The sequence below is a fragment of the Peribacillus sp. SRI_006 genome (genome assembly GCF_057586375.1).
The window spans coordinates 12472-38558 of the sequence record NZ_JBYCZT010000017.1 but is presented as its reverse complement, the minus strand read 5'-3'; the positions used below and the strand labels follow the sequence as shown (position 1 = coordinate 38558).

General features: G+C 36.3%; 27 protein-coding genes and 1 pseudogene. 7 read left to right on the top strand and 21 right to left on the bottom strand.

Annotated elements, in window-relative coordinates:
- Positions 1-7 precede the first annotated feature (7 nt).
- Positions 8-970, top strand: coding sequence for a D-2-hydroxyacid dehydrogenase (locus tag AC2YHV_RS22375; RefSeq protein WP_487374194.1), 963 nt, complete (start codon positions 8-10; stop codon positions 968-970).
- A gap of 293 nt (positions 971-1263) precedes the next feature.
- On the opposite strand, the gene AC2YHV_RS22370 is transcribed toward AC2YHV_RS22375, so the two are convergent.
- From AC2YHV_RS22370 to uraD, 8 genes are all read right to left on the bottom strand, one after another.
- Positions 1264-2022, bottom strand: coding sequence for a carbon-nitrogen hydrolase family protein (locus AC2YHV_RS22370; RefSeq protein WP_487374193.1), 759 nt, complete (start codon positions 2020-2022; stop codon positions 1264-1266).
- Positions 2023-2246: 224 nt separating this feature from the next.
- Entirely contained in the window at positions 2247-3158 is a 912-nt protein-coding gene (locus tag AC2YHV_RS22365) for a VanW family protein (RefSeq protein WP_487374192.1), read from the bottom strand.
- Positions 3159-3201: 43 nt separating this feature from the next.
- Positions 3202-4056 (bottom strand): hypothetical protein, encoded by an 855-nt coding sequence (locus AC2YHV_RS22360; RefSeq protein ID WP_330501704.1) that lies wholly within the window; start codon positions 4054-4056, stop codon positions 3202-3204.
- A 277-nt stretch (positions 4057-4333) separates the two neighbouring features.
- On the bottom strand, positions 4334-4741 hold the full coding sequence (locus tag AC2YHV_RS22355; RefSeq protein WP_487374191.1) for a DUF1259 domain-containing protein: 408 nt from the start codon (positions 4739-4741) through the stop codon (positions 4334-4336).
- 618 nt (positions 4742-5359) lie between these two features.
- A complete protein-coding gene (tpx, locus tag AC2YHV_RS22350) occupies positions 5360-5899 on the bottom strand; it encodes a thiol peroxidase (RefSeq protein WP_063575047.1) in 540 nt (179 codons plus the stop codon).
- A gap of 30 nt (positions 5900-5929) precedes the next feature.
- Positions 5930-6289 carry a hydroxyisourate hydrolase gene (uraH, locus tag AC2YHV_RS22345; protein ID WP_057277121.1) on the bottom strand — a complete coding sequence of 120 codons (360 nt, stop codon included), beginning with the start codon at positions 6287-6289 and terminating at the stop codon, positions 5930-5932.
- Complete coding sequence (gene pucL, locus AC2YHV_RS22340; RefSeq protein ID WP_053536436.1) at positions 6289-7272, bottom strand: factor-independent urate hydroxylase; 984 nt, start codon at positions 7270-7272, stop codon at positions 6289-6291. The genes uraH and pucL overlap by 1 nt, the downstream gene beginning before the upstream one ends.
- 13 nt (positions 7273-7285) lie before the next feature.
- Positions 7286-7783, bottom strand: coding sequence for a 2-oxo-4-hydroxy-4-carboxy-5-ureidoimidazoline decarboxylase (gene uraD, locus AC2YHV_RS22335; RefSeq protein WP_487374190.1), 498 nt, complete (start codon positions 7781-7783; stop codon positions 7286-7288).
- A gap of 241 nt (positions 7784-8024) precedes the next feature.
- Between uraD and AC2YHV_RS22330 the strand changes: the two genes are divergently transcribed.
- Complete coding sequence (locus AC2YHV_RS22330; protein WP_487374189.1) at positions 8025-9215, top strand: PucR family transcriptional regulator; 1191 nt, start codon at positions 8025-8027, stop codon at positions 9213-9215.
- A gap of 96 nt (positions 9216-9311) precedes the next feature.
- On the opposite strand, the gene AC2YHV_RS22325 is transcribed toward AC2YHV_RS22330, so the two are convergent.
- Positions 9312-10499 carry a PucR family transcriptional regulator gene (locus AC2YHV_RS22325; RefSeq protein ID WP_411739067.1) on the bottom strand — a complete coding sequence of 396 codons (1188 nt, stop codon included), beginning with the start codon at positions 10497-10499 and terminating at the stop codon, positions 9312-9314.
- 247 nt (positions 10500-10746) lie between these two features.
- Here AC2YHV_RS22325 and AC2YHV_RS22320 point away from each other — a divergent pair, with 247 nt between their 5' ends.
- Positions 10747-12087 (top strand): nucleobase:cation symporter-2 family protein, encoded by a 1341-nt coding sequence (locus AC2YHV_RS22320; protein WP_487374188.1) that lies wholly within the window; start codon positions 10747-10749, stop codon positions 12085-12087.
- 412 nt (positions 12088-12499) lie between these two features.
- Positions 12500-12865 (top strand): annotated as a pseudogene (locus tag AC2YHV_RS22315) (CatB-related O-acetyltransferase); the annotation flags it as partial.
- A 757-nt stretch (positions 12866-13622) separates the two neighbouring features.
- Here the strand turns inward: AC2YHV_RS22315 and AC2YHV_RS22310 are convergent.
- Both AC2YHV_RS22310 and AC2YHV_RS22305 read right to left on the bottom strand, forming a co-directional pair.
- On the bottom strand, positions 13623-14006 hold the full coding sequence (locus tag AC2YHV_RS22310; RefSeq protein ID WP_063575042.1) for a YkvA family protein: 384 nt from the start codon (positions 14004-14006) through the stop codon (positions 13623-13625).
- A gap of 174 nt (positions 14007-14180) precedes the next feature.
- Positions 14181-14999, bottom strand: a complete 819-nt coding sequence (locus AC2YHV_RS22305) for an alpha/beta fold hydrolase (RefSeq protein WP_487374187.1) — start codon at positions 14997-14999, stop codon at positions 14181-14183.
- 275 nt (positions 15000-15274) lie between these two features.
- Between AC2YHV_RS22305 and AC2YHV_RS22300 the strand changes: the two genes are divergently transcribed.
- On the top strand, positions 15275-15784 hold the full coding sequence (locus AC2YHV_RS22300; RefSeq protein WP_487374186.1) for a DoxX family protein: 510 nt from the start codon (positions 15275-15277) through the stop codon (positions 15782-15784).
- Between the two features lie 765 nt (positions 15785-16549).
- Positions 16550-17557: an SMI1/KNR4 family protein gene (locus AC2YHV_RS22295; RefSeq protein WP_487374185.1), complete on the top strand. Its 1008-nt coding sequence runs from the start codon at positions 16550-16552 to the stop codon at positions 17555-17557.
- Positions 17558-17881: 324 nt separating this feature from the next.
- Here the strand turns inward: AC2YHV_RS22295 and AC2YHV_RS22290 are convergent, their stop codons facing one another.
- From AC2YHV_RS22290 to AC2YHV_RS22265, 6 genes are all read right to left on the bottom strand, one after another.
- The gene (locus tag AC2YHV_RS22290; protein ID WP_487374184.1) at positions 17882-18790 is read right to left on the bottom strand and encodes an anti sigma factor C-terminal domain-containing protein; all 909 of its coding nucleotides are present in this window, start codon (positions 18788-18790) and stop codon (positions 17882-17884) included.
- Position 18791: 1 nt separating this feature from the next.
- Complete coding sequence (locus tag AC2YHV_RS22285) at positions 18792-19289, bottom strand: RNA polymerase sigma factor (protein ID WP_098177314.1); 498 nt, start codon at positions 19287-19289, stop codon at positions 18792-18794.
- 322 nt (positions 19290-19611) lie between these two features.
- Entirely contained in the window at positions 19612-20295 is a 684-nt protein-coding gene (locus tag AC2YHV_RS22280) for a hypothetical protein (RefSeq protein ID WP_264896878.1), read from the bottom strand.
- Between the two features lie 134 nt (positions 20296-20429).
- Positions 20430-20984: a GNAT family N-acetyltransferase gene (locus AC2YHV_RS22275; protein WP_283906174.1), complete on the bottom strand. Its 555-nt coding sequence runs from the start codon at positions 20982-20984 to the stop codon at positions 20430-20432.
- A 1013-nt stretch (positions 20985-21997) separates the two neighbouring features.
- Positions 21998-22294, bottom strand: a complete 297-nt coding sequence (locus AC2YHV_RS22270; RefSeq protein ID WP_487374232.1) for a DUF4181 domain-containing protein — start codon at positions 22292-22294, stop codon at positions 21998-22000.
- A gap of 75 nt (positions 22295-22369) precedes the next feature.
- Positions 22370-22552 carry a hypothetical protein gene (locus AC2YHV_RS22265; RefSeq protein WP_487374183.1) on the bottom strand — a complete coding sequence of 61 codons (183 nt, stop codon included), beginning with the start codon at positions 22550-22552 and terminating at the stop codon, positions 22370-22372.
- A gap of 180 nt (positions 22553-22732) precedes the next feature.
- Here AC2YHV_RS22265 and AC2YHV_RS22260 point away from each other — a divergent pair, with 180 nt between their 5' ends.
- The gene (locus AC2YHV_RS22260) at positions 22733-22936 is read left to right on the top strand and encodes an alpha/beta-type small acid-soluble spore protein (RefSeq protein ID WP_034315006.1); all 204 of its coding nucleotides are present in this window, start codon (positions 22733-22735) and stop codon (positions 22934-22936) included.
- Positions 22937-23201: 265 nt separating this feature from the next.
- Here the strand turns inward: AC2YHV_RS22260 and AC2YHV_RS22255 are convergent, their stop codons facing one another.
- The 4 genes from AC2YHV_RS22255 to AC2YHV_RS22240 form a co-directional block, all read right to left on the bottom strand.
- On the bottom strand, positions 23202-23681 hold the full coding sequence (locus tag AC2YHV_RS22255; RefSeq protein ID WP_487374182.1) for a VOC family protein: 480 nt from the start codon (positions 23679-23681) through the stop codon (positions 23202-23204).
- 142 nt (positions 23682-23823) lie between these two features.
- Positions 23824-24732, bottom strand: coding sequence for a PhzF family isomerase (locus AC2YHV_RS22250; RefSeq protein WP_275729321.1), 909 nt, complete (start codon positions 24730-24732; stop codon positions 23824-23826).
- 223 nt (positions 24733-24955) lie between these two features.
- Positions 24956-25369, bottom strand: coding sequence for a hypothetical protein (locus AC2YHV_RS22245; RefSeq protein ID WP_487374181.1), 414 nt, complete (start codon positions 25367-25369; stop codon positions 24956-24958).
- Between the two features lie 156 nt (positions 25370-25525).
- Positions 25526-25945 (bottom strand): UPF0715 family protein, encoded by a 420-nt coding sequence (locus AC2YHV_RS22240; RefSeq protein ID WP_487374180.1) that lies wholly within the window; start codon positions 25943-25945, stop codon positions 25526-25528.
- Positions 25946-26087: the final 142 nt, after the last annotated feature.

Sequence of the window (26087 nt, the reverse complement as noted above, 5' to 3'; positions counted from 1 at the left end):
AGAGCCAATGGCGGGTACACACAAACCAAACATTCTTGTATTTAGTCCCATTCAGTCAGAGGTCGATGCTTATGCTGATCATATCCGAAATAGTGGGTTTATATCGGTAAAGACAGCGAAAACTTTGGAGGAAGCAGAAAAATATTTACCCGGCACTGAAGTTATTTTGGGATGGAATTTCCCGACGCAATTACTATGTAAACCAGTTGCCTCATCTGTTCGCTGGTTTCAATCAATGGGAGCCGGGGTCAATGATTTGATTGCAGACAAATCGATACCTCAAAACATTACAATAACTCGAATTATTGACCAATTTGGTGCTTACATCTCTGAATATGTATTTTCGTTTCTCTTGGACATAGTGAAAGACGGTCCTCGGATGAGACAATCGCAATTGGAGCGGAGATGGGATCCTTTCATTTCTGAAACTCTAAAGGGGAAAACAATCGGGGTGGCTGGACTTGGATCGATTGGCGCTGAACTTGTACGTAAAGCCCGGGCATTTGATATGAATGTGCATGGGTTAAGCTTTAGTGGAAAACAAGCAACACTCGTGGATCTCCACTTTACTCCAGATCAATGGGGTGAATTTGTAAAAGATCTGGATTATTTGGTCCTGACCCTTCCTTTAACGGATTCCACTTATCATATCATTAACCAGGACCTTCTTTTAGCGATGAAGTCCAACGCTTACCTTATCAACGTTGGCCGCGGAGCATTGATAGATGAAGGGGATTTACTATCTGTCATGCGAGCAGGGCATCTACAGGGAGCGGTCCTCGATGTATTTGAGACAGAACCGTTGCCAAAAGAACATGTCTTCTGGTCCATGCCGAATGTGTTTGTCACTTCCCACCTGTCAGGACCAAGTACGATTAACGAAGTGAGCAGCTTTTTCATTGAAAATTTAAAGCGATTTTCAAGTGAACAACCATTAAGTGGAATGGTAGATCGGAACCGAGGGTATTAAACCCGATTAGAATTGTTGTAATTTGCTTGCAATTATTTATTGAAAAGGCCGCATTCTTCAACGGAGGAATGCGACCTACAAACTAAAAGTGAATAATTTGATTTTTTTCAAGGATTATTGAAAGTGGATTTTCATTTGTTTAGCTTTATCTCCCTCTTACCCTCACAAGAGATAGGCTTTTTTCGATGGAGTTACCGTGTGGCGATGTACCACCATCCATTTGTTATCTCCTCATGTATCGTTCCATAAGAAACTGGCGCACCCTTTATCAACAAGAGTTGGAGTAGTTTTCATTATATGTAATCGATGTCGAAATGAGTCGATAGTAAATCCATGCTTTGTAAATCCCATTCAAAGGTAAGTATGGCTGATTGTTTTGATTTATGAGTCAGGAGGGGTACACCATTTTTTATGATCATGCTTTCTGCATCCCAAAAACGGACCGTTTCGTCTTCGCCAGTACGATTACAGACTATTACGGGCAGCCCTGTATCTAGTGACCTTTGTTCCCATTCTCCCTCCGGACCATGTAATCCGGGACCCCAAGAAGACGGTGCAAGTAATATTTCTGCTCCTTTTTCAGATAAGGTGCAAGCAATATCTTTGTTATATGCGTCTGCACAAATCATAATACCAACCTCAACATTGTCTGTTTTTATTGGCTCCAATACTTCCCCTGATGCTGACCAATCATCAATAACACTGATTTTTCTCTGTTTACCTATTAAATGACCTTTTTTATCTATGACAAACACAGAATTATACAACTCTCCGTCACTGCCTTTTTCAGGGCAGCCCAAAAATACAGTGCTTTTCAAATTCTTTAGTTTACTGCCCAAATTATTCATCCAAGCATCAGGTTGCTTGTTAATCCATCCAGTCCCAATCTTATGATTGAATTGAAGTCCGCTTACACATAGTTCGGGTGTTATAATCCATTCGGCATTTTTATTTGCTGCAATATGAATGGCTTGTTCAATCAGTTTTTGGTTATGCTCCACATCACCAGCGATGGGCAATAGGTGCAGTAAAGCTATTTTTATTTTTCCCATAGTGATCTCCCAAACATCAACTTATATTAATGGCTATGCTTGTAATGATTGTAGCATGGACATGGATTGGCTTGTTCAAGTAATCTGTCCCGAAAAAGAAAAAGCTGTTTCCTCCCCATCTCTAAACAAGCCCTTGCTCCAATGAGCAAAGGCCGTTTTTTTACGAGTTTCTTCTATATATACACCAAATTTGCCTAAGGTGCCCCCATTCGTATACGGTACTTTTACGAACGAATAATTTGTTCTTTGGATATCTGCTTTGAAGCATCGGGAATCTTTCGTATTTTATAATTGATCATACCTGAAGAGTAAACCTTGATACTCACCATTCCTCCTTGGATTGTAGCCCGGATCAGGATCGGTTGATTGTACTTGTTTTTAAAACTAAAATCTGGCCCATACCAGCTTACTGTAGCATCGCGGCCAGATGGAACATACGGAACGCTCCTTGTATGGGAATAGCGTTGAACCGTTTGCAACCCTGCATTGTCGATAGCATTAAACAAGGTGGATGAAACCTGGCAAATCCCTCCGCCAATCCCTTCAGTAAACTCTCCTTTAACGATAACCCGAGCGAGCAAATATCCTTTTTCTACTGACCTCTTGCCAACAACTTGGTTAAAAGAAAAGACCTCTCCTGGAAACACGACATAATTATTAATGGCTTCTGTAGCAAGTGAGATATTATTTGAACGATTTTTATTGTTCACATTAAAATAGGTTCTATATTCACCTATCTTTTTTTCACGAATTTCCGCAAGCATTTCACTGTCAACCTTTGGATGAATAGCAAGCAAAGGTACTTCTAGTTTGTATGATCTACTACTGTACAAAAAGGAATGAAATTGCTCTTTAAAAGCTTGATGGTATAGCTTGTAACCTACCCGCCCAGGTAGAATTTTACCTTGCTTGTCCATTGTGGCATTTACAGGTTTTTGGTAAACTTGCCGGTCTATTTTTTCGACAAATTGATTGTATTTATCCACGTCCAACATAGGAACATCCAGGTAGGGCATCGTAATATCAGCATGGTTGACACTGGCAATCGTTTGTCCTTGGTGTGTTACCAATAAGCTTTCTGAAATATTCACTGGTTGAACGAATAGCAAAAGTCCGGCAATCCATGTTAATCTCATTGAATGCACCTCCTGGGTTGGTTTCCTTGAACATTCACAATTTTCACCTCAAGTCTTCATAAATTGCATCTTGATCAATAAACCAACGATCAGGCAAACTCTCCTTGCGGATCATAAAATGCATAACCTTTTTTTCTTTGCCATCTTTCTTCTTATAAATAGCTACTTGAACGGGTACATCCACGAGAAATAGACCATTTAGCTGTTCAGGCGGTTGTCTTAAAGGATCAACCACTCCAAAATATGTAATATCTTTAACAAGTTTATTGACACGGTTAGGGTGACTCGGATTTGATAAGGTCATTGCTAATAATTCCTGATTTCCTTGATTAATGGCAATGGTAAAAATACGTATAAGTTCATAAGGATTTACGGTTTGTATATAATCATCAAGCTTACCAGCGGCTTTCAATATCATTAATTTATGAGAAAGATCTTCGTTTTTCAAACGATGCGTAATACTTCCAGAGAAATGAACACAAAAATGACCTGAAAAACCATTTGGAAGAGCACCAGCACCATGTGGCATTCCGTGCATGGATGCAGCAATCATTTGATTATTGATTAATACAATAATGGCTCTTCTATTCCAACTCCATTTATTATTATAAATTTTCTTCATGATTTGAGTATCTTCTTTGGTTAATGGCTGTACATCGGCATGATGGCTGCCTGCCCTTCGTTGTACCTTAAATGATAAACCAGTTTCAATATCGATTATGGTGAAATTTGTTTTATCAGGAATAATGTTATTTACAATCTCCCAAGGTAACATCTCAATTTTAAAACTTATAGGTCCTTCTTCATCTTCCCATTCCATGGCATAGACCGACTGATCGACCATTAAGACAAATATAAAAATAGCGATAATTACTTGATATAATGTATTGTTTTTCATTTGACCTCTCCTGCATTTTTTCTTATTATTTCAGGACATAATAAATTGAATACCTTTGAAAATTTGGAAATTCTTCAAATTAAGCTAAAAAGGCTCAGACATGCTAGTAATGATGTTCTAATATGTACTTTTGATATCCCTAATCCGGTAACTTAGAAACTGCACAAGATGCCATGCGGCCTGCTCCGAAGAAAAATAAAAGACATGATATACAAAAAAGAAAACATCAGTGGGATTGATAATCTCACTGATGTAAGGCTTGCCTCTTATAGTCTGACTACACTTTTAATACTCTAAATGCATCTCTAACTTTTTTAGCAAAATCTAGTGGTGGTTCAATCGATTCAAAGTGCATATACATTGCACGAGGTTCTTCAAATAACCAGTGATTATGAAGAGAAGTAACTAAAAGGTCCCTTTTTCTAAGTTCAGTTAATAACGGGTTAACTTCTTCTTGTAAAAGAACTGTTTCCCCTAAATTTAACGCATTCCCCCTACTATCAACATTTTCAAACGTAAAAAATTGCGGATTGACTAGTGGAGATTGCGTTCTGCGATCAAGTATTGTGAATTTAATATTACGAAACTTTTGCACCAAGCATACTCCTTCTGGAGTAATCATTCCGTCTCCGCCTAAAATTCTTGCAAATTCCTGACATAATCTTCTTCGTTTTTCCGAACTCATGAAAAACTAAAGATGCTTATATTGATAAATTGATATGGGAACAATGAAAGGCTCTCACCTTCAACAAGAAATAAAAGAAGGCAAGGGCTTTTTAACTTTTATTGAATTAAACCACGGATCTTTCTTAAGTGGGAATGGATATGACCAGAAGAGTAGTTTTAAAAAGGAAATAGTCCCTCGATAGATTTTGCCATTTGCTGATGTAGAAAATATCATTGCAGGGGCTGTTTGTTGTATCATCAAGAAATTGAAGTGGCAGGAGCTGAGATGACGGGTTTCAGGAGTTTACGCGTATACTTATTTCTATTTCAGGTGTTTCTAGCATTGTTATGTTAATAAGTAAGTGAAAACATAAAAAGGGCACTTCCTCGAATAAGGAAGCGCTTCCATATTATATAAAGCTATTGGACTTTCATTATAGCATGAATATCATTCAAATAAAAGGAATTAATGTTTAATTATAGTAATTATATTTTAACTTTTGAAAGAGGCCTGGATAAGTCACTGGAAAACTACTAATTTAATTCAGTATCAACAAAAGACCGTCCAGCTTTTGAAAATCGGACGGCCTTGCGGATAATAGAATGTACTTTTACTATCCTTCGTGAGGGAAAATGTTTATTTAGCTGCACCAGCTTTATTTATCACTTCCTTCGCTACCTGCAATGCGGATTCATAATCTGCGTGATCCGTGACTTCCGGTACATATTCCACATACTTAATGGTTCCTTCTTGATTTATTACAAATACTGCCCTGCATTCCAATCGTTGTTCTTTCATATACGTTCCATATGCAGTACCAAAAGACAAATCAAAGTGATCGGAGAGAATGGTTATAGCTTCGACATTACTTTCTTTGCACCATCTTGCTTGAGCAAAGGGAAGGTCTGCGCTGATAGCCAACACCGCTACATCATCACCCATTTTGCTTGCTTCTTCATTTAAGAGCCTTGTTTGTAAGTCACATACACCAGTATCAAGCGAAGGAACAGTCGTGATGATGCATGTCTTATTTTTATAGTCTGTTAAATGTACTTTACGACGGTCATTTGTTAATAGTGTGAAGTCAGGGGCCATATCCCCTACTCTTAGTTCAGGACCAATCAAGGTCACTGGATTCCCGCCTAAAGTCACTGCACCAGTACGCTCATGTGCCAAATTGAACCCTCCAACTCTCTTACTGATTTATTAGCTTCCTCGGTAGGTGCTATATCCTCCCGGAGCAACAAGCAGAGGAACATGATAATGTTCTTCATTACTTTCTATTCCAAAACGAAGTGGGACCTTATTTAAAAATGGCCTTATATTTGGATCATTCGCACCATCATTGAAATATTCCCCGACATAAAAGACAAGCTCATACTCACCTGGTTTGAGATCATCTCCTTGAAGAAGCGGATCATCCACTCGCCCATCTTTGTTTGTACAGACCTCTTTTATGAAAGAATGGTCTCCCTGTTCTGCTATGGCCCAAAGTTCTATCTTCATCCCTTTTGCCGGCAGACCTTTAGAGAGGTCTAAAACATGTGTGGTCAGCTTACTGTCCATTATCGGGAAGCCCCTACAGTTGAATCAGCTGCCTTTTTTTGTTTAACGTCTTCTTGTGTAACGACAAAGCCTTGGAAGCCAAACGGAGGACGTGGTTCCTGATAAACACTTCCTTCTGAATTCGGAATGGTTTCCACAACGGTTTCCCAGGTACGATTATTGGTTTTAAATTGAACATTCGCCAGCTGAGGGAAACGTTCCAGAATCCTAATGCCAATATGATAAATGAGCTGCTGTATCGAACGGTTATTCAGTTCATGGAACACTGTGTTTGCAATATCACAAATTTGTTCCGCTGCTACATATTTTTCTGGATCCGCTCCAGTGCCATCCTCCCAGCGGCTATATTCCCAATCGAAATCCAAGTAGATAAATAGTGGACGATCCTGAGCTTCTGGCAATGTGGTGTATTCATCTTGAATAAATCCATAAAAAGAGCTTCCTTTAACCTTGATTAAATGGACATCAACTATCCCACTTGAATGCTTAACGATTTTGCTTCCGGTAGGTGTCCTTTTGACTTCGATTGTAGTGGTAGCCCTTTCATTTCTGGAACATCGATAGACAACATCACTATTTTCATGTCCTTCCCCTTTTGGAACGAGTACATGATCGAAGGGAACTTCAGTTGCTGTCAGTTCCACTGCATCTATGTGGCTATACTTATCAAGGAAAACTTCACATATGAACTTTAAAAATCCTTCCGCCGTATTTCCTTGATAATTGGCCGCCTGGCGATGAATGATGTTTTTCATGGAATCCGTTGCAACCACCAAGCTATTATCTCCTTCCGTAAAAGAAGATAAAAAAGCTTCCCCTTTTAGAGAAATCTGGCAATTGAATCCGAAAATAGTATTATCTCTTTCTGTGAAACTTGATTCCGGTATTTTCCTCAAACCTGTAAGAGGCTGCACAAAAGTCCTGTATACAAATACATCCCCTTTACCGTAATACATCGTTCTGTTTTCATTTTGAGCTGTCATATTATTCCTCCTCCTAATTTATAAAATCAGATAACCTGTGGCTGGCGATTAAGTGGATTTGCTTGATGGCTTCCTTAAGTTCATTTGCCTGATCCAAACCAATCCTTCTTTTCATCTCTGCCTTTATCACCGTTTTATCGCTGCCACGGACAGCAAATATGAACGGAAATCCAAACTTTTCTTTATACTGATTATTTAGCGCATGAAATTCTTCATATTCATCCGGAGAAAGCGAATTCAAACCGGCTGCGGATTGTTCTTTAACTGATGCTTCAGCCATATCAATCCGGGCTGCTAAGTCCGGGTGAGACTTGATTAATTGGAGCTGTTCCGGTAATGAGGCATTTTGCACAACTACTTCCATTTTCTGTTTTAGGTCCTCTACGGAAATGAATGGCTTGTACTCCCATGAACGCTCTGCTATCCATGGAGAATGTTCATATACCCAACCTAACTTTTCGATGAATGCCGCCTTGTTCAACTCATTAATGCTATTAAGGTCAGATATCAATACGGGCCCTCCCTTCTTCCAATTATTTTTTTATAATTCAAAACATTCTTAACTTAATTGAATTATATACGTGCGTTCATTTATAGGTCATTAGCTGAAAAAGCTAATATTTTTCCAACCCCTTTGTGCTTACCGCACTCACCTTTTAAAGAACAGGCCATCTTAATAGCTTAGATCCAGTTGCCAATATTCAAAAAATTAGTTAAATTAGAGAAAAAAGGCACAGCGAAGGGGACCTATCATGCATTTAACGATGACTGATGCATTAAAATTACCACAGATCAAACAATGCCAAGTGGCAGCTGGCATGCAGGGACTTAATAGAGAAATAGAATCCATCAATAGCTTTGATGCTCCTGATGTGCTTTCCTGGTTGAAGCCAAATGAATTGATTCTAACAACCGGATACTTATTTCAAGATAATCCGCAACAATTAGACCAATTCGTAATCGAATTGGCAAAAATGAATTGTTCAGGATTGTTCATCAAACTGGAGGAAATTCCGCAAACCACCATCAGCATTGCCAATATGGCCAATTTGCCTATTCTCAAAATCCCCCCTGAGTTTTCGCTATCAGATATCATGTCTCCCCTGCTTCGTGAAATAGTGACGAGACAGAATGAACAAAAAGGGCAAAGTTATAGCATGGAGGATATTTCCGGAGTTGGTGCCGAAAATTTAAGTTACGGGATTTTAGGAATGACGGAGGACAAATCCAGCTTCCAACAAATTACTGGGGGCTTCATATGTACGGTTTTACCTTTAACGCTGCAATGGAATCAAAGGAATGATTCCAATACTTATAAACAGCTTATCAAGACAATTGAAACATTAACCGAGCAATATAAAATCGATAAGCTCATAAGGAATATCAAGGGCAGTCTAGTTATCATTTATCTGGATACCATCCCCCTAGAGAACACCCGCTTTTATTCACAAGTCACCCAGATAAGCCAACAGATTATCTCTACTTTATCTACACACCTGCCAATGGAACTTACACTGGGAGTCGGTAACTATCATACAGGTATTAATAACCTGGCCAATAGCTTACAGGAAGCTTTACAATCTATTGATTTGGGAAAACGATTGAACCCAGGAAAGGAAATTTACGGCTACAAAGAATTAATAACATTTAAAATTTTGCAGTATGCTCCAAAAAATGTGCTCATGGATATTGTTACAGGTAATTTAGCACCACTTAAGGACCATGACGATGAAACCCAGTCTGATCTGATCAAAACCTTGGAGGCATATTTGCAATGCAATCTTCGACCTGCTGAAACGGCCAGAAAAATGGGAGTACACCGAAACACTATCCATTTTCGAATTAAAAGCATAAAAAAACTATTAGGAATGGAATTAAGCAATGATGATCTGTTCACTTTAAAACTTGCCCTATATGCCAAACGCCTGCTGGATAATCGATAAGAAATGGCCCATACAAATGAAAAACTGCCAGGGATCCTTCATTCCCTGGCAGTTTTTCATGGGCAGTAACAGTTGATTCCCGATTGCTTCCTTTACCTAGTCATGTAATAATAACTTCGCAGCCTTTATACTAAACTGCAATTTAAAAGCAATATCCCTCGATTTTAAATCAACGCCTAATAAGTCTTCAATTCTAGACAAACGGAACTTTACAGTATTTCGGTGCACAAACAAAGCCCGTGCCGCATCTTCTATTCTCCCTCTTGAAAATAGATAGGTTTCCAGCGTTTTTAATAACTCCCCCTCATTTTCCCTATCATATACAATAAGCGGCTGAATCATGGATAGCACGTATTGAGTTATGGCATCCTTAGGGATTTGGTTTATTAGATCTTCAACTTCAACGCTTGCGTAATCATTGATATTAGTCGGGTTAAGCCTCGAGCCCAGTTGAATGGCCTTTTTAGCTTCAATAAACCCTTCTTTCATATTGTAGATTTCTTTTTTCACCTTGCTTAACCCCATGGATAGTGAAGTGCCAGGATTATCTTTGGATATAAGACCTTCTAAAAGGATGGCAATTCTTTGAGCCTGCATAAGCAGGTGTTCATCAGTCACCATCCCTTTCCCTTGCAGGATAATCAATTGACCATCGAAGTCGATATTCCAATACTTGAAATCTTCCCTTTCCGTTTCGCTTAATTTCTCCAACATTCTGCCAATTGGAAAGAATGAATCCCCTTCTTCTTTCGTTCCGTTTATTAAGAGCAGAATATATGGCCTATCGGGATTAAAGCCAAATTCCTGTAATTGGGGGATAAAAGATGAACTCCTATTTTCCCCATTCAAAAGAGAATGAAAAACTTCAACACTTCCTTTTCCATTGTTTTTCACTTTCTCCTTATTAACAAGTTCATATGTAAAGCTGAATAATAAGTCGGATAAAGGCATTTCATAAGGAATCTCCAGCAGTGGGAAATTGTACTTGTTCGCTTCTTCCACCATTCCAGGAGGAATCGTAGAAAGAAACCGCTTAATCTTGATAGCTAATCCAGCACTTCCTCTTTTCGACAATTCCCTAACAAGATTGATTTGAGCATTCAGGTCATCCTTAAACACATAACCGGTTGTCAGCAGGAGTTCCCCTCGTTTAATCCATGATATATCCGGATGATCCATTATACTTACTGAATTAATTACCCGAGTTAACCCTTGACTTCCTCCAATAACTTCCACTTGGTTTAGGGCAGGAAGTTTCAAAGCTTTTTCGATCGTTAAATACATATTTCTCCCCCTATTCTTCTTAATTATATACAGAATGAACTAGAATGAATATTCATATTTTTCCAAAAAATAGTCTTGATTTAGCATTATGGCGGTGATAATATAAAAATACACCGATTTTGTAAATAGCGTTTCTTAATAAGCAACAGCAAAACCATCCATAAGGAAGTATTTACAAAATCACAAGGAGGCGATTTCGTTACATTCATATAATTGGAAAGTCGTGACTAATTAAAAGGGGGCAAACATGGAAAAATTGAGCAAACTAAACACGTTATTGTTAGGTTTACAGCATGTTTGTGTAATGTATGGAGGAGCGGTAGCTGTTCCACTAATCGTCGGTCCTGCAATCGGGTTGACACAAGAACAGATCATATACCTGATCTCGTTTGATTTACTCGCCTGCGGGATAGTCACCTTGCTTCAAGTTATTGGCGGTAAAGGAATTGGTATAAGATTACCTGCTTTAATGGCTGTTTCTTTTATCGTGGTCGAGCCAGTAATAGCCATAGGATCGGTCCATAGTATAACCGGGGTTTTAGGGGCAGTTATGGTATCCGGAATAATTGTTGCCCTTTTATCAGGAGTAATCGGTAAATTAATACCCTATTTCCCACCAATTGTTGCAGGGTCCGTCATATTAATCATAGGCGTGTCATTAATGCCAGTTGCCATGAAAAATGCAGCGGGCGGAGTAGGTTCCCCCACCTTTGGAGATCCTATGAATCTAATGCTAGCCTGTTTTACACTAGTGAGTTTCCTTTTATTGAATACACTTACCAAAGGTTTCTTGAAAGCGGTTTCAGTTCTTTTCGCCATGATTCTCGGCACTATATTGGCTGGTTTTTTAGGTATGGTCGATACCTCTGGCTTTACAGAGGCCAGCTGGTTTACAATGGTGACTCCTTTTTATTTTGGGGTACCTACCTTCGACCTTTCATCTATTATCACTATGACAATCATTTCTTTAATCATAGCTGTGGAAAGTATAGGCGTCTTTTTGACACTCGGGGAAGTATGCGGGAAGGAAATAACCGAAAAAGATGTGGAAAAGGGCCTTCGTGCAGAAGGAATAGGGAGCTTCATAAGCGGTATCTTCAACTCTTTCAACCATTCTACCTTCTCACAAAATGTTGGCTTGGTCTTGCTGACAAAGGTAACTCAGCGCTCGGTAGTAGTCACGGCAGGTTGTATCCTAATCTTTCTAGCTTTTGTGCCTAAGGTTGCCGGTCTTACGACGATGATCCCTTTACCCGTTCTGGGCGGGGCCATGATACCAATGTTCGGCATGCTTCTATCTGCAGCTTTGGGGATGATAGCCAAAGCTGATTTAAGCAAACCTTCCAATCAATTGACGATTGCACTTGGGATAGGAGTCGGTCTGGCAGTCAAGGGGGTCCCGGAAGCATTCGATAAATTCCCGGAAACAGTCCAATTAATATGTGGAAACGGAGTCGTGATGGGTACAATAACACTGGTTGTGTTAAATGCCATCCTGAATGGAAAAACAAATCCATCCATTACACACCATCATTCCATACCCGAAATTCAACCAAGCATGAGCCAGAATATTAATATCCACCCTTAGAAAGTAGCGGACAAGGCAATTCTCTAAGGGTGTCTAGTTGGCTAGGTTCTCCAACACTTTTAATTATAACCTTATTCAGGGAATTTTCAAACAAATAATACAAGCACCTTGAACAGCCTATTTAATAGGTAAGCAAGGTGCTTTTTTTACTCAATTATGGCTCTTCAACTTGTTTCATTTGAAAAGAGAGCGATATAACCCTCCAAAATTAGGAGGGAATCCCGAAATTCCCGACCTTTTTCGAATCTACATTCAAGGGGTCCCTTAATTTTTTTTTTTTGCAAAGTCTGATTCCGTGGGGTGTCATTGACAAATTTTTCGCATAATAAAATTGAAATTCGGGGTGGTTCTGGAGAGCTTTAAGCTTAACCTTCTTAGCTTATTAGGGGGTAATGGAGGTAGGCCCTGCAACTTCAACATTTTTGGACACGAATGGGAAAAGTATACGCCAACGTTAGACCAGTTGCCGTTTAAAGGCAATACCATTATTGGAAATGATGTTTGGATAGGAATGGATACTGTCATCATGCCTGGAATAAAAATCGGGGATGGTGCAATTGTAGCCGCCAAATCGGTTATTACCAAAGATGTGGAACCTTACACCATCGTTGGAGGGAATCCCGAAAAGAAACTTAAAACCCGCTTCTCAAAAGAAGTCATTAACGAACTGCTGGAAATTAAATGGTGGGATGTAGATATTGATATCATCTCTGCTCATATTGATGTGATAGTAAATGGGGATATGGAAAGTCTAAGATCCTTAAAAAATAAAAGATGACAATGCATCAACTTCAGAGAATCCGATTCTTGTACCACAAATTAATGGAGGGAAAATCACTTTTTATAATAGAATGATTCCATTGACTATATTAAGATCGCTTTTTAACCATGGCTTTGTTAAAGATTAATGTTGATTTTTGAACAAATAAAAGAGACCACCTATAAGTGGTCTCAGACTGTAGACAAACTCGATGAAAATCGAGTTTGTCTATTTTTATGGCTTGTACAATTTGGACGTTGATTGGAACGTAGGGCACTCGCTTTCCGCGGGCGGTCGGCCCTCAGCTTTCGCCTGCGGGGTCTCCCCTAGACGCGCTTTTCTAAGCAGGAGTCTCGAACACCCGCTCCAATCAACTATGTCTTACCTTTTAGATAGAACACTTTTGCCTGGAGTCATTTTTGTTTTAAAATTGAAGTATTAAAACTTGAGGTGATGAGGATGCTTACTAAACGAGATTCTATTCAGCGAGATCAACTTGAAATGATTACTTTAGATCAACAGGTGCCACCGAACCATTTGTTTCGTAAAATGTAGGCTGTCATTAATTTAAAGAAGATGGCCAATTGGACATGGTAAGGTCCAAAAATGGCCTAACATATTGGGTTCGTAGAGCCCCACTCTCTTAACTTTAGGCGAAAATTCAAAGGGAATTTCAAAAAGGGTTCAGAATTTTTTAATTCCGAACCCCTTTTGTCTACAAACTGAGACCACCTATAAAGGTCTTCTTGTGCATCCTAGTGAAGTAAAGCAACCGTTAGTTCATTAAACGATAAATATATATAATAGCCCATATTATAATGAAGACCCAAATCATTACTATTAGTGAGCCGACTATCCAATTCTTCGGCTTACCCTTTTTCATCATTTCTTCTGCCTTAACTTCACAGTCGGTTAATACACTCTTTGGTATCATCTTTAATGCAATCATTATCCCTATTGGAACGAGAATTACATCGTCTAAGTAGCCAAGAATGGGTATAAAATCGGGTATTAAGTCTATCGGACTGAATGCATAAGCCACAACACAAGCCGTAAATACCTTTGCATGCCAAGGCACCCGTTCATCTTTACAAGCAAAGTAAAGGATAAAAATTTGTCGTTTTAGACTCCTCGCCCAAATCTTAATTTTATCAAACATTTTTATCTCCTAAAATTAAGCTTTTATTTCCATTATAACAATATAAGATTTACAAAGGATTGTTATTTCACTAACCTCCCCGTTCCATAAGAAATAGCCGCCTTCAATCCTATGCTAAAGCTACCGTTAGTTTAAGCACTATTCTTTCACAAACTTCAATTACTTCGTTAAGTATTAGTTTTGGAACTCTTCAATTCTATCCAACCATTCATTTAATAGAGTGCTAAAAAGTTGTGGTTGTTCAATTTGTAAATTGTGACCTGCCATATCCAATACAGCAAATGTTCCTCGCGGATACTTGTTTGCTATGTCAAGAGCATCTTTATATCCAACCGAAGAGTCTTGTCTTCCTAACAGGAATACACTGGGTTTAATAAAATCAGACTGGTCAATCTTAAAAGAAAACCCATATTTATTCTTAACCTTATTTAGGAACTTTTCATCTCCAATTTTACAACCACTTAGAATTTCTTTGTTGTACCTTAACCATGTGTACTCATCAAGTATAATGTTGTTATTTTTAAAATCTTCTAATTCACCCGTTGATAAATTTCCAATAAACTTCTCATCCGCTCTCATTATTTTATGTATCTCAACTGTTCTATTTTCTGGAAGAGGAATAATAAGAGGACATATAAATGCTGCACCAAGTATTTGTTCTTGATGCTTTTCAATAATGCCCCTAGCTATATAGCCACCGTAAGATTCCCCAGCAATTACGTACTCTTGGTTAGGAATTACAGCTTGAATAAACTCTAAAACAGCATCCAGCATTTCATCAGAACTACTTATTTCGTTATATTCTTTTGTTAATCCCATCCCAGGCAGGTCGATATAAATACGTCGCCACCCCTCCCTATTAGTAAATATTGGTTCCATACAACCACTCATTAATCGATGGTCCGGAGAATAACCGTGTATCATTAAAATTGGTTTCCCTTCCCCTAAATCTTCATAATAAATTTCAGCTTGGCGAACTTTGCAATATGCCATATTAATCCTTCTTTCTATAGAAATCATTTTAACTAACAGTACCTATTCTCTTTTTGTTTCTTCAATTCCTTCTTCAACTATCCTCCCTCTATAAACATTGGAGTATCAACGGTTTGCACCACTCGGTATATTAGGGAATTTATTTTTTTAATCATATTCCATAGTTGTTTGGGCCTTTTTTTACATATTCTTCACATAAATGATAATGAAAATCATTTTCAGTTATGTTATTATATTTCTTAGCACTTTTTATTTTGAACTATTGGGGGAAAAACATGATGATTGATGCTCTAAGACAAAACAAAAACATTTCTATACTCTTAGCTGTATTACGTGTATATATCGGATATACGTGGATTATGGCTGGTTGGGGGAAAATAGCAAGTGGACAGTTTGATGCTTCTGGCTTTTTACAGGGTGCGTTGGCCAACGCAACAGGAGAACATCCGGCAGTTCAAGAATGGTGGGTGGTATTTCTAAAAAATATAGCGATTCCTAATATAGAGGTATTTAACCTCTTAGTTCCTTGGGGAGAACTATTTGTAGGTCTAGGTCTATTAATCGGTTGTTTTACAAAAACAGCAGTGTTTTTTGGAATGGCGATGAACTTTTCTTATATGTTTAGTGGTACTACAAGTACAAACCCACAACTTGTTTTATTGTTAATGTTTATCCTAGTTTCTGCTATGAATGCAGGAAGATATGGGGTAGATGGTATGATTATGCCAACTCTTAAAGAAAAACTATTTGCTAACAAAACAAGAGAGATAAAAGATGCTGCTTAGTTTTTTAATACGTAGATTCGAAAGATCGCCAGTATAGGCGGTCTTTTTTGCAATCTTCTTGTTGAACAATCCTGCCCCGTTAGTGCCATAAGAAAAAGGCTGCCATATAGACAGCTACGATTCAGCTAACGCACCCGTTTAAGCAAAAAAGGCTTAGAATAGAATCATAAATAGAAAAATAGAACAAGAACTATAATCCAAAAACTCCAAACTTCAAATACTCCAGAGGTTTCCCACATAACAGTTAAAGGATTATTTAAAGTAAGTAGAGTTAATATAAATGCTCCTAGAATAATTACTATTTTTTTAGACATAATAAATCGTCCTTTTCTGTAATTTATAACGATCACTACGAATGAAACAAAACTTCAGTGAAAAACACTAATATTTTCAATACGTTATTTGTGTCTTGGTCGGTAATGATATAGAGAAAGGTGACCGAAGAGTGAGAATGATACAGGATCCGTTGCAACCTTTAAAATTATACCATAAAAATCCAATTCGTTATGGAACTAACCTGCCCCGATAGTTCCATTAGGAAAGGGGTTGCTGCAACTCCTGTAATGAAGTAGAGAGCCTTTTAGCTAAAAAAGGGTCATTGGGAAGATTAATTGAAGGCTGTTTTCGAAAAAACTGTTGAAGAAAAAAATAGGCTATTTATTTTTGTAGTATGATGTAAGAACGGTTTTTCAACAACCGAGGAAAGTTTGTACAAGAAAGAGCCGGTAGATCAAATAATAATTAAACATTTATGAGGTGAACTTTTTGGTAAAAAGTATATGGGAAGAAAGTAATGACGAGTATATGTTACAACCATTAACAGACGAAATTATAAAAAAGGCAGAAGAGTTATTTAATGTAACGTTACCAGACTCCTACATTGCTATTCTTAAGCAACAAAATGGTGGACAACCAATCTGTAATGCTCATCCGTCTCCTGTTCCTACCGTCTGGGGTGAATCTTTTGTTATAGTGGAACACATTAAAGGGATTGGTTCCGGAAACGGAATTCTTGAAAATGATTATTACATAAAAGAGTGGGAACTGCCGGAAGGACTTATTTTATTCAATGGAGACGGTCATACTTGGCTCGCATTTGATTACCGCGATGCCACGTCTGCTCCCCCCATTGTTTATGTAGACGTTGATTTGGAACAAACCATACAAATCGCAGATAGCTTTGATGAATTTCTAAAAAACCTATACCTTGAAAATGAGGAATTTAATTTTGAGGGAATGGAGGTAAAGGTATACAGTAAACAGGACTTTGAAACGTTTATACAAGAAGATAATGTAGAAGAATTAATTTATGCTATACCGGACTTAGCACAAAGCGATGTGGATTTGAAGTGGTTTGGAAATCAACTTTTAACTTTAAGTAATTATCACGACGAAAGTGTGAGAAGTTGGGTTGCTACAAGTGTTTGGAATTCTCTTACACATAGATTAGATGAGGAAATTCTCCATTCATTGTTAGAAAATTTTAAGAAGGATGTCGATAGTGATGTTCGAATGATGGCAGAACTTATTTTTGAAAAAATAAACTATTCCTTCGAACAATTTAAAGAGGATGTCCATAATGGGGAAAGGGTTAGTCTTGCTTTTCAAGATAAACTTTATCACGTTATTGAAGAGTCCAACCAATGGCACCTAGCTGACTACGAAACAGATACGCAACAGTCGTTTGATTCAGCAGATCAATTATTAGAACAATCCAGGATAGACGGGAAGTCGTTACAAGAAGTATGGAGCCTTATTAAAAAGGCTTATTAAGCTATTCGTTATCTGTGGCTAAGTCTCTCTATCGAATTAGTCTTAAGTCACTATGGTAAATGTTGATACTTGATCAAACAAAAAAGCTGTCCGGTTCCGGAGAGCTTTTTCTTATGGTTTATAATAAGTACATAATCATTAATAGAGCTTAAGAAATTGACCGAGATAAACAATTATTTTTGTAAGTCTTAATGAATTAAAGCACCCGTTAGTTCATTAAGATGTTGATGTGGTGAAATCCATTTATTGCTACTAGCATATTTTTATTTAGAAAGCTTTATTTAGTTGACCATTAATTATTTCATGAGAATCATATTCCTATCCCTAATAAGGAATTATAACTCCAACGCTCACATAGTTTACTGAATCTTGTTCAATTAGTGGTAATAAATCTTTTACCTTCCCTGTTAAAATGATACCACTCACCTGAACAGTTCCTTTCTGTTTGATTGATTTTATTAATGGCTCTACATTCGTATCTTTCTCGTTTTTTTGAGATAAATTTGATAATACCTTCTCGAAGTTTTTTACGTCTTCTGCTATATTGTCAGTCCCTTTTTCTGGAGATGTAATTGTAAAACCATATGCATAGTCTCCGATTACATACCCAGGCCTAACTGATACTTCGACATCAGGGTTTTGCACCCATGCCCACTGAGCAGTTGGAAATTGTTTCAGCACTTGATTTGTATTCATTTCTTTCTTAAATGAAATGCCTATTTCTACCAAACTAGTTGGAGCTAAGGATTGAAGTAACTTACGATCATCTTCTACTTTTTTTCCACCAGGAACATAAAAATTAACCACTCTTTGTCCATTTCGATAAAATTGCCAACTATCTGTTGATGTTATTGAATTATCATAAATAGTTGTAGGTGAATCATAAATTTTAAACCAAGTTTGTTCGTTGTACCAAGTGTATGGAATCCCTGCAATTTCTTTTACATATTGGTCCTGATTAATAGAGGAATCTATACTAAAACTAGTTGTAGATTTATCAAAATGGATATTCGCACCATAAACTTCGCTTTGTGCCCTCTTCACTGATAAATACTCTTCCATTGAATGTTGCATTTGATTATACGCAATGATGAAAGTGATTCCTAAAACCATAAAGATACTTACCGTCACAATGGTTGATACCATAATTATCTTTTTTAATGATTTCTTTTTCGCTTTTTTTATCAATGGTTGGAACCCATCCTTGGCATTGAAAATTGAATCTTTATCCAAATCATTTTACCTCCTCAATCATCTTTCTCATTTTTTTCTTTGCTCTTGCTAACTGTGTTTTAATTGATTTATCCGTTGTACCATAAATAATAGCAATATCCTTTAAGGATAAATCTCCACTATATTTGAGTAACAGTATTTCTGCATATTTTTGTGGTATTTTACGTAAACACTCTGATAGCATTATATGTAATTCATTCTCTATAATAATTTGCTCTGGTGTTGTCCAATCCAGTAACTCTTCGAGATTAAATGTATTTACATAATTATTTTTATACTTAAGTTTTCTTAAGCTATCGTAATATTTATTAATTGCTACTCTGTAAAGCCACGCATCAACATACTCTTCCTGAAGAGTATCTAGATATTGCACAAATTGAAAAGCCGTTTCTTGAACAATGTCTTCCGCATCCTCTTTGATCGCTCCCATTTTTAGCAAAAAGAAATACACAGCCTTCAATTTTTTATTTAGGTACAAGCTTAATTGTTGTTCATCCATGACCACCCTCCTACACTATTAACGATTGAGTATTCGATAAGTAAACAATAATTATCAAATTTTTTCATAAAAAAAGATAGCCTTCTGAAGAAGACTACCCAACAAAGCTAAATATAAATTATTAAATAATATCTGAACTTGCTATGTTACTTGAATAACTCCCTTTAAACCTAATTCGACGTCCTTCTAAATATTCCCCTTATTGCACTAACCTGCCCCGGATAGTTCCATAAGAAAAAGCTGCCTTAAAGACAGCTTAGATCTTCAGCTAACGCACCCGTTAGTTCATTAAGAAAACAACTTGCAGATTGGATTCTTCTATCTAAAGTTTATATTTTTTAAAAGTTTTATTTGGAGGAAGACCTACCGATTCATCAGGTACATAACATTCTCTATCATGATAAGGCATTTCTAACTCTTCCCATTCAAAATCATCTTCAACACATTTAATGAATAAATCATATCCCTCGTCATCAGAAGGCATTAGACCCAATCTTGTTTCTTCATGCTTTAAGGCAACATCAATCGCCTCTTTTAATTCCAATAAAGCTGTTCGATTTGCAATAAGGTAAGCGTCACTATGCCACATTTGCTGACCAAAAATATGGCACATAGGCATAGGTTCATCCTCATCATAAAATCTATTGTTAACTACATGGTTTAAATGTTCGAATACCTCTTCAGGACTATCTACATCTAAATAAACGTCCATACCACTTTCCCAATACCTTTGTCCTCCGCCCCAAAACTGCGAAACAAAGTCATCATATAAATCATTATTTTCCACAAACAAATATCTTTCCAAGCCATCTTCTAAATCCTCGAAATAATAACTGTGAATTTGTTTTTCTTCCCTTTTATAAATAAAATGATAAAGATTACTTACCATTTTTTTACTTACTGACAATTCAAAGTTATATTTCTTTGCCTTTTTAGGCTTTAATTCTCCATTGACAAAAGGTGTCTCTGGAATATAAATAGCTGTAAATAACTTTTCATTAGCCATTTTTTAATCACCTCTTAACATCTTATTATACCTTCATATCCTGAAGTAATTTGCCCCTTTAGTTCATTAAGCAAAAAGGCCACCGAATGGTAGCCCCTGATCTCACCTACCGAACCTTGTAGTTGTAGAATTTTCTATTTGGAATTTATGTAATAAACCAGATTATCAGTCCATTCACCAAATTCAAAAATAAATCCTTTTCTTATGCATTCAAACTCCATTCCTACATTCTCTGCTAACTTATAAGAAGGTGTGTTATCAACGTTTATATGAGCCTCAATTCGGTGGAAATTCAAGTCTTTAAAGGCGATATTAAGGGCCTCTTTTACTGCCTCTTTACAATAACCATTTCTCCAATATTGATTATGGATATTGTAACCTATCCTACCCCATTGAAAGTCACTTCTCTCTAAGGTGGAAAAATCTATCGTTCCAAGATGTGTACCGTCTTCTTTCCTAAAGACACCAAAAACATATGCTATATCATCCACTGCTAATTCTTGATGTTTTCCCACTAAGTTGGTAAACCATTCCTCTGAACATTCACTCATATCAATCTTCCCTTGATCATACCTGTGTTGAGATGGAAGTCTATTTTTAAATTCGCTAAGCCAATTTTTAAAATCATTTTCCTTTAATGGTCTTATTACTAATCTTTCTGTTTCTGAAACGCTGTCAAATTTGTTCAAATAAAACAACCTTTCTATTTAGGTCTTTTCTTAACTCTTAAAATCTCTCCATTTCAAAATAAATCCAATTATTAACTATTCGCCTTAACAGTATTAATCCCTTTTTGCAACGTATTAAATCTTCAACTAACCTGCCCCGTTAGTTCCATAAAGAAAAAGCTGCCTTAAAGACAGCTCCGATCTTGCTGATATTTCAACATGGTCTAAATAGTGTTTTATCCATTAAGTAAAACAGACAATTAATGAAAAGATTATGGCTAATATTGCATCTTGTCTCGTAGTTGTTCTTATCAGTGGCATCCAGCTAATCTTACCCATTTGGCTAACAAGCCTTGCAATAATAAAAAAGATAACAAAAAAACTAAAAAACGTTCCAACCATAATATCACCTTGCTTCATTTTTCTTTTATTGTAACATTCATATTCAACTAACCTGCCCCGATAGTTCCATAAGAAAAAGCTGCCTTATAGACAGCTCCGAACTTCAGCTCATTAGGGATAAAATCTCATTCTCCTGTTAAAATCTCTATAAAAATAATGGTAATAACAAAAGCTAACAAAGAAAGTAAAACTCTATTAAATAAATGAATAGGCGTTAGACGTTCTTTTAGCTTAAAGTATCCATTTAACACGACGATTAGTATAGCAAAATGAATAATTATTGCTATTAAATCAGTGTAAGTAAATGGCTTGCTTATGTAACTATCTGAGTAAAACCCTGTTAGGATTATTACAGTAAAAAGAATAAATTGGATTCCAAAATATTTAATAAGATTCAAACTGCAAAAGCTCCTTCTCAATTTCTCATTGTGTTTCACCATTATTGTAGCTGTAAGAAACAACTTTGGGAAACAGTACATATCGAGAAAACTTCTTCAACTAACCGCCCATTAGTTGTTTAAAGAAAAAGCTGCCTTTTAAGACAGCTCCGATCCTAAGCTAAAGCACCCGTTAGTTCATTAAGAACACAGTAAAAAAAGTCCCTTATTGGGGCTGTTTTTATTTAGATAATATTAAATTAAATAAAAGCCTATGACCAAAACAAAAAGGTAAATAAACATAGAGTATAGAGTTAAGATGTAATCCTTTTTTTCTCTTTTATATTTCCATTCCATGAAAGCACGAAAACTTAATGAAATAAGGAAGTAGCCAATAAGATAGGGGATAGTATTATCAACAAACCATATTAAGATAAGAAATGCTATTAGCATAGACATTTCAATCCACTTCTGATATTTATTAACACTTTTGTAAAAACGCCCCTCACTTTTACCGATCTTTAATTTCTTCTTCAACCAACGTTCAAACACTATTGCAATAATAAGAATAGCTATAATAAAAATGATGTAATTTAACAAAAAACTCACCTGCCATGACTAACAATTTTAAAGATGTGAATTATTTACCTTGTTTCTTTTTCCGAGCGAAAACCCAGCAGCTAATAAAGATACTGTCGCTAAACCAACTCCAATAATCATAGAATAGTCGAAATAATTTTTAAGTGCCATACCACTAGAAATAGCTACAATAAACAAAAGTAAAAAGAAAACCGTATAATTCTTTTTCATAATTCCTCACCACCCTTTATCGATATTACCAAAAAAAATCAAATGAATTGTGGACCTAACCTGCCCCGATAGTTCCATAAGAAAAAGCTGTCTTAATTTATTTTAAATTCTATGTATATAACTCTTAACAATATCAAAACCTATGACCAGCAACACATTATATTCATAGGAGCTGACAACATGGCTAGAAATAACAACAATAATCAATTAGTAGTTAATGGTGCAGAGCAAGCTCTAGAACAAATGAAATACGAAATCGCTAGTGAATTCGGTGTTACACTTGGCGCTGATACAACATCTCGTGCAAACGGATCTGTTGGTGGAGAAATTACAAAACGTCTAGTGCAAATGGCTGAACAACAATTAGGCGGAAGAACTCGTTAATCGAAATCATATGTATTTTTAGGGATAGTGATTAGACTATCCCTATTTATAATTCTACAAATTTAAAAAAGAAACAGAAACAACAGTAGCTGTTATTTTGCTATGTCGCAGTACGAGGAAGCTGTACTACACATATCCATACAGTCATATTGTGAAAGCAAACGTCATTCACTGTGCGTTTTCACTGTTACATAAAAAAGGGCTGCTGCAGCAACCTCCCTTATTGAAGTAAAGCACTCGTTAGTTCATTAAGAAAAATAAATAATTATGCCTTCTCTTTATTTAATTTACTTTTAGCTAATTCCTCCCAATCTTCAAAGGACAGCTTATCAGTAATATGTTTTAAAGCATTAGGAACTTCAACATAACACATCATTTCTAAACTGTTACCATCAGGGTCTTCAAAGTAAACGGAAGCATTTTCTGAATATGGTCGAATAAATGGCTCAATAGATTTTCTACCCCCAAATAGCACGACTTTAACTTGAATAAAATCTAACCATTTTAAAGATTCTTTTAAGTTTTCATATGAAACTCGAAAAGCAATATGTCGTAAGGAAGGATGATATGGCGTTTGATACTCATTTCCCTCCCATAAACCTAACCAACTTTTCCCCTTTTCAATCCAAAAAAAAGCAGTGTCTTCATCACGCCATGCAAGTTCCAAACCCAGCTTTTTATAAAACTCCAATGAAACATCTAAATTTTTTACAGGCAAATGTGCTTCATATATTCCTTCTATCAAGTTCTCAACCCCTCTATAATTATGAATATATTACCAATTATAGATAAACACATGTTTTATACAACTAATCTGCCCCGTTAGTGCCATAAGAAAAAGGCTGCCTTGAGACAGCTTCGATCTTAAGCTAACGCACGTTGAATGGCTATTCAAGTAATAACTCGGACTTAAATACGATTACAGCATTTCCCGCAATCCTTACTTCCTCTGGTTCCTGATTACAAATTTTCACTTGGACATCAATGATACCCGACCGTTTTATAGCTTCTCCCTGCACTGCTTTAAAACTGAATAAAGAATTATCATGTTTGACAAGTCCATGGTGTATTAAGTATGCGCCTAAAGGACCGTTCGCATTACCCGTAACAGGGTCTTCGTTAATACCAATTGCAGGAGCAAACATTCTTCCATGAATTAAAATTTCCGAGTCGGGAGCATTCATCGTAAAAACATAGAAACCATTGCAATTAATTAATCCACTGACTTTTGTAAGTAGATCCATATCAGGGTTTAATTTGTGAAGAAGTTCCGAACTCTTAATTCCAATCATCACCTTGGAATGCCCGGTAGAAACGATTTGTACTGGACAATCTTCTAATAAATCTTTTTCACTAATATTGAGAGCCGTTAATATGTTTTCCAAAGCTACACCATCAATCACCGTTTCAAAACTAATACTACCCTGCGTCATTATAATTTTGTAATCATTATCTTCATTAATCACATCGACTGGTAAAATACCGGCACCGGTTTTATGATAAACTTTAACTGTATTTAAACTATTTTCAACTGCACGAGCATAGTGGGCCGCAATCGTCGCATGTCCACAAATGGGAACCTCATGTGTAGGCGTAAAAAAACGAATATGTACATCAGATTCACTATTGGCTGATTTAAAGATAAATGCCGTTTCCGAATTGTTTAGCTCTCTTGCAATCCTCTGCATCTCACCCGAAGATAAACCATCTGCATTTGTAATTACACCAGCAGGATTACCCGATAATTTTTCTTTCGTAAATGAATCAATTTGATATAATCGGTACTTTCTTGGCATGTCATTTCCCACCCTTTAATATAGTGAATTTCCGGTCCTTTATGCTTTCTATAATTCTTATTATATTAAATTACCCCATTAGCTCCACAAGAAAAAGAGTGATTGTCACAGCTCTTTAAAGAACTAACGCACCCGTTAGTTCATTAAGGATTATTGTCTTTATGGAGTAGTATTCTCCTTCTGCGTTGGGTTTCTCATTTGAGGGGTTAGTATAGACCTTTAATTAGTACCAACTTTCTCCGTTTCCTTCAGATATTGGCTCTTTTGTCTCAGCATCTATAATTAAAAATTTATGAAACATTTTTTCTTTTGTCTCTTTAATGGAACAAAAAAGATAAATTTGCCTTTTAGGATCTATATTTGGGTGTGGATTATTGTAAATATTAACTAGAGAATATTTTTCCGAATGTTTATTTACTGTTGATTTTAAATCTTTATACAGAAGTTTTTCTCTAATATTCAGGGTTGCAGTTTTGAATTCACTATAATCTCCTAAGTTGTTTCTTTTATAAAATTCATTTGCACTGATTAGTTGTTTCTTGCTATTATCCGTATACTTTTCGGAAGTTTGTGCATTTACATTAACAGTTATTAACATAAGCATAGTTAAGATTAAAATAGACAATTTAGTTTTCATTGGGCCTCTCTCCTTTAACAATATTAAAGGTATTATCCCCAATTTTTGATTTTCTTATAGAACTAACTGCCCCTTTAGTTCTATAAGAAAAAGCTGCCTTAAAAACAGCTCTGAGCTTCAGCTAACGCACCCTGTTAGCTGAAGAACTAGGATATTTCAGTTTTTCTTTTGTAAGAAGACAGAATCCCAAAACCAATAAATAGCTGCTGCTGCAAAACTAAAACCGTAATATATTTGGGTTTTAACTAAATATGTAGGTTCAACTCTAAATATCATTACATTAAATAAAAATACTGCTACAAAAGAAAGTACCGTGTAAATTAAAAGATAAAACACATTAAATTTTCTCGGGCGTTTATTAAATATAATTTGCAATGGTACTGCAAAAAGTAAATAAGGTATAACAACATAAAAAGAATAAATAATAACAGGCATTAACTGCAACCAAGAGGGTTCTCCACTAACTACAATTATAAAAACAGAAAAAGAGATACAAGACAAGAATAGACTAACAAAATAATTAGGTATTACATCGCTAATTTTCGATACTTTTTCACTTAATTTCCAAATCTCCAATTTTTCTCAACCTTTCCAAATGTCATGTTACTTTTTTCCATAATAATATCATTTCTTCAACTATTCTGCCCCGATAGTTAATTAAGGGTTCTTTTTTTACAATCAGAAGGCCACCAAATGGTGGCCTTTATCAGGAACTAAC

Excerpts from the sequence above, each read along its gene's own strand:
- AC2YHV_RS22280 (WP_264896878.1), bottom strand. The coding sequence starts at position 20,295 with ATGGCTAATGAAAAGTTATTTACAGCTATTTATATTCCAGAGACACCT.
- AC2YHV_RS22260 (WP_034315006.1), top strand. The coding sequence starts at position 22,733 with ATGGCTAGAAATAACAACAATAATCAATTAGTAGTTAATGGTGCAGAG.
- AC2YHV_RS22360 (WP_330501704.1), bottom strand. The coding sequence starts at position 4,056 with ATGAAAAACAATACATTATATCAAGTAATTATCGCTATTTTTATATTT.
- AC2YHV_RS22355 (WP_487374191.1), bottom strand. The coding sequence starts at position 4,741 with ATGAGTTCGGAAAAACGAAGAAGATTATGTCAGGAATTTGCAAGAATT.
- AC2YHV_RS22320 (WP_487374188.1), top strand. The coding sequence starts at position 10,747 with ATGGAAAAATTGAGCAAACTAAACACGTTATTGTTAGGTTTACAGCAT.
- AC2YHV_RS22305 (WP_487374187.1), bottom strand. The coding sequence starts at position 14,999 with ATGGCATATTGCAAAGTTCGCCAAGCTGAAATTTATTATGAAGATTTA.
- pucL (WP_053536436.1), bottom strand. The coding sequence starts at position 7,272 with ATGACAGCTCAAAATGAAAACAGAACGATGTATTACGGTAAAGGGGAT.
- AC2YHV_RS22245 (WP_487374181.1), bottom strand. The coding sequence starts at position 25,369 with ATGAAAACTAAATTGTCTATTTTAATCTTAACTATGCTTATGTTAATA.
- AC2YHV_RS22300 (WP_487374186.1), top strand. The coding sequence starts at position 15,275 with ATGATGATTGATGCTCTAAGACAAAACAAAAACATTTCTATACTCTTA.
- AC2YHV_RS22370 (WP_487374193.1), bottom strand. The coding sequence starts at position 2,022 with ATGGGAAAAATAAAAATAGCTTTACTGCACCTATTGCCCATCGCTGGT.
- AC2YHV_RS22365 (WP_487374192.1), bottom strand. The coding sequence starts at position 3,158 with ATGAGATTAACATGGATTGCCGGACTTTTGCTATTCGTTCAACCAGTG.
- AC2YHV_RS22325 (WP_411739067.1), bottom strand. The coding sequence starts at position 10,499 with ATGTATTTAACGATCGAAAAAGCTTTGAAACTTCCTGCCCTAAACCAA.
- uraH (WP_057277121.1), bottom strand. The coding sequence starts at position 6,289 with ATGGACAGTAAGCTGACCACACATGTTTTAGACCTCTCTAAAGGTCTG.
- AC2YHV_RS22375 (WP_487374194.1), top strand. The coding sequence starts at position 8 with ATGGCGGGTACACACAAACCAAACATTCTTGTATTTAGTCCCATTCAG.
- AC2YHV_RS22330 (WP_487374189.1), top strand. The coding sequence starts at position 8,025 with ATGCATTTAACGATGACTGATGCATTAAAATTACCACAGATCAAACAA.
- AC2YHV_RS22285 (WP_098177314.1), bottom strand. The coding sequence starts at position 19,289 with ATGGATGAACAACAATTAAGCTTGTACCTAAATAAAAAATTGAAGGCT.
- AC2YHV_RS22265 (WP_487374183.1), bottom strand. The coding sequence starts at position 22,552 with ATGAAAAAGAATTATACGGTTTTCTTTTTACTTTTGTTTATTGTAGCT.
- AC2YHV_RS22310 (WP_063575042.1), bottom strand. The coding sequence starts at position 14,006 with ATGTTTGATAAAATTAAGATTTGGGCGAGGAGTCTAAAACGACAAATT.
- AC2YHV_RS22250 (WP_275729321.1), bottom strand. The coding sequence starts at position 24,732 with ATGCCAAGAAAGTACCGATTATATCAAATTGATTCATTTACGAAAGAA.